Genomic DNA, 2,938 nt, shown 5'->3' with positions numbered 1-2,938 from the left:
GGGATGTGGCGAAAAATCTTATTGGCCGGTTAGGTTTTGTTGATTGCATGATTTATTTGTGGAACGATGATAAAACCAAAATGATTCAAAGGGCAGGTTTTGGTGCCAAAGGTTCGATAGAAGAAATAAAAGGCCAGCCCTTTGATGTAGTGCCGGGCCAGGGGGTGGTGGGTTACGTAATGCTAACAAAAGAAGCAGTGCTGATTGCCGACACCTCTGCCGACAGCCGTTACCGGCCCGATGAAATGACAAGATTAAGTGAAATAGCAGTACCGGTAATTTATAATAATGAATTGGTAGGGGTGATAGATTGTGAGCATCATGAAAAAAATTATTTTACTCAGCAGCAACTGCAAATATTAAATACCATAGCCACACTTATGGCCGATAAAATAAAATCTATCGAGGCCGAGCAATCGCTGCAGCAAAAGCAAATTGAAATGTACACTATGAATGAACAGCTTTCAAAAGCGAAATTAGAAGCATTACAAAGCCAGATGAATCCACATTTTATTTTTAACTCATTAAATGCAATCGACAATCTTATACAAACCAATCAAAAAGATAAAGCAACAACTTATCTTGCCCGTTTTGCAAAACTTATCCGTAATGTGCTCGACAGTTCAAAAAATGATGTGGTATCTTTTCAAAAAGATTTTGAAACATTGCAGCTGTACCTGCAGCTGGAACAGTTCAGGTGCAGTGATAAATTTACTTTTCAGCTGGAGGCAGATGAAGAATTACTGAACAGCGATTATAAAGTACCGCCGCTGGTTGTGCAGCCCTTTGTAGAAAATGCCATTCATCATGGATTATTAAATAAACAGGATGGAAACAAAACACTAACGGTTTCTGCAACACTGGAAAATGATTTTATTAAATATACGGTTTATGACAGCGGAGTAGGCAGGGCCAAGGCACAGCAACTAAAAAAAATTAATAAGCCCGAACATCAGTCTTATGGCATAAACATCACACGGGAAAGAATTCAATTATACAATAAAAACGACCAAAATAATGATATAATCATTGCCGATCTTTTTGAAAACAACGAAGCTTGCGGAACAAAAGTGGAAATAAGTGTAAAGATTTTTTAAAAATAATTAAACGACTTTATGATTAAAGCAGTACTGATAGACGATGAAGAAAACAGCATCAGTTCCCTTAAAGAAAAGTTGCTGACCAATTGTCAGCAGGTAAAAATTATTGCCTGCTGCAATAATGCTGCAAAAGGTATTGAAGCTATTGATAACCTGCAGCCGGATATTGTTTTTTTGGATATTGAAATGCCGGTGATGAACGGATTTGTAATGCTGCAGCAACTAAAATATAAAAACTTTGAACTTATTTTTACCACCGCTTACGATCATTACGCAATAAAAGCCATCCGTTACAGCGCCCTTGATTATTTGGTAAAGCCCATTGAGATTGAAGATTTAAAAACAGCCGTTTTAAAAGCAGAAGAAAAACGCAACCACTCTTACCCCAATCCGCAAATTGAGTTGCTGGTTGAACAACTCATAAACAAAAAAAATTCTTTTAACCGCATTGCCATACCCACTATAGAAGGTTTGCATTTTATAAAAGTAGAAGATATAATTTATTTAGAAGCCAGCAGTAATTATACCCACATTTTTACCACCGAAAAAAAGAAATACATTGCCAGCCACACTTTAAAAGATTTTGAAGATATGCTGCCGCCAGAAATTTTTCTCCGCATCCATAATTCCTACATCATCAATAAAAATTTTACTGAAAAATATATCCGTGGCGAAGGTGGCCAGGTAGTGCTCAGCAACGGCGTTACTTTAGATGTTGCTAAAAGAAAAAAAAGTGAATTTTTAAAGGCTATTGGTTATTAAATACCGTTTTTCTTATTTAAAATATGCGGACCTGTATAGTAGCGTCTTTACTTTTTAGTAAATAATTCTCTTGGCGCAGTGAGAACCTGACACAGTTGCATAACCATTCATTTTTACTCACCGCCCATGTAAGCCCCATTTCTGTTTGCCCGAAACCAGCGGTTAAGCTATCTTTTCTTCAATCATATTTTTATTGAATGCCCAACAGAGGTAGTAAGAAAAAAAATTTCATTTACTACCACGGGCTAATCCATTTCTGTAAGTGGCTCAATCTATCTTTAATTGATCTCCTGAAAGAAAGATTTTTGAGAAATCATTTCATTATGAAACTAACCATTTCAATTTTAATTCTGGCAGCCATTATGTTTTCCTGTGGTAACAGCGCACAAAAAAATGCTTTAAGCGATGCAAAGCAGCTTCAATCTGAAATAAAAAAAATGATGCCTGGATGAATACCCACTAGAGAAAAAGGGTGGACGATGACAGCGAAAATTAATGGCAGGCGTTGGGTAGCCGATACCATGATGCCGCTTGATGATGAAATCGGTAGAATTATTGGCGATAACAATGGTGAAGGCTTTGGGTTTCCGTATGACAGGAGACAAATAGAGGTTGGTAGAAAAGAAATATTCGGTCAGCACAACGCTGTTGACATAACAACACTAGAAGACGGGCAAATGGAATATTGGGCAGGTTATAAAGGAGAAATGGAAATTACTAAAGTTGAAGGCAATTGGGCAGAGGGGATATTTATTATTACAGGCAGTACCACAGACTCAAATAAAACTGTAGAAGTTACCGATGGCTTTTTCCGAATATCAATTGCAGGAAAAAAATAAATTCCCCTTATCAAAATAAATTTTTAAACCAACGCCCTGTTTAAAAAAAATTTCAATACTCAAAAAATTTAATCAAATGAAAAGTACATTTCCCCTCCTGCTACTGGTGTTTTTTTTGGGTTGCAACAATACTATTGCTGAAAAAGAAACCGGTTCAAAAAACAGTAGCCTAACTAAAAACGAAAGCCCTGCAGAGGATGCAGCATCATCAGCTTCCATAAAAATTTTTAAAAATGA

Annotated in this window: 4 protein-coding genes; all 4 read left to right on the top strand. The window is 36.6% G+C overall.

Going from position 1 to position 2,938, the window contains the following annotated elements; genetic code table 11:
• Positions 1-1,097, top strand: a 1,097-nt coding sequence (locus ACY65O_RS01240; protein ID WP_462219028.1) for a histidine kinase, incomplete at its 5' end; no start/stop codon positions are given.
• A gap of 18 nt (positions 1,098-1,115) precedes the next feature.
• A complete protein-coding gene (locus tag ACY65O_RS01235; protein WP_462219027.1) occupies positions 1,116-1,862 on the top strand; it encodes a LytR/AlgR family response regulator transcription factor in 747 nt (248 codons plus the stop codon).
• Positions 1,863-2,185: 323 nt separating this feature from the next.
• A complete protein-coding gene (locus ACY65O_RS01230; protein ID WP_462219026.1) occupies positions 2,186-2,314 on the top strand; it encodes a hypothetical protein in 129 nt (42 codons plus the stop codon).
• Between the two features lie 27 nt (positions 2,315-2,341).
• Positions 2,342-2,701, top strand: a complete 360-nt coding sequence (locus ACY65O_RS01225; protein ID WP_462219025.1) for a hypothetical protein — start codon at positions 2,342-2,344, stop codon at positions 2,699-2,701.
• Positions 2,702-2,938 lie beyond the last annotated feature (237 nt).

Origin of the sequence: Ferruginibacter sp. (genome assembly GCF_031430955.1) — a bacterium.
In the GTDB taxonomy this organism is placed as follows: Bacteria; Bacteroidota; Bacteroidia; order Chitinophagales; family Chitinophagaceae; genus Ferruginibacter.
The sequence above is the reverse complement of the archived record's forward strand: the minus strand, read 5'-3'. Positions and strand labels throughout refer to the sequence as shown.

Bases quoted from the DNA above. Each gene is read 5' to 3' on its own strand.
- ACY65O_RS01225 (WP_462219025.1), top strand. From the start codon at position 2,342: ATGACAGCGAAAATTAATGGCAGGCGTTGGGTAGCCGATACCATGATG.
- ACY65O_RS01230 (WP_462219026.1), top strand. From the start codon at position 2,186: ATGAAACTAACCATTTCAATTTTAATTCTGGCAGCCATTATGTTTTCC.
- ACY65O_RS01235 (WP_462219027.1), top strand. From the start codon at position 1,116: ATGATTAAAGCAGTACTGATAGACGATGAAGAAAACAGCATCAGTTCC.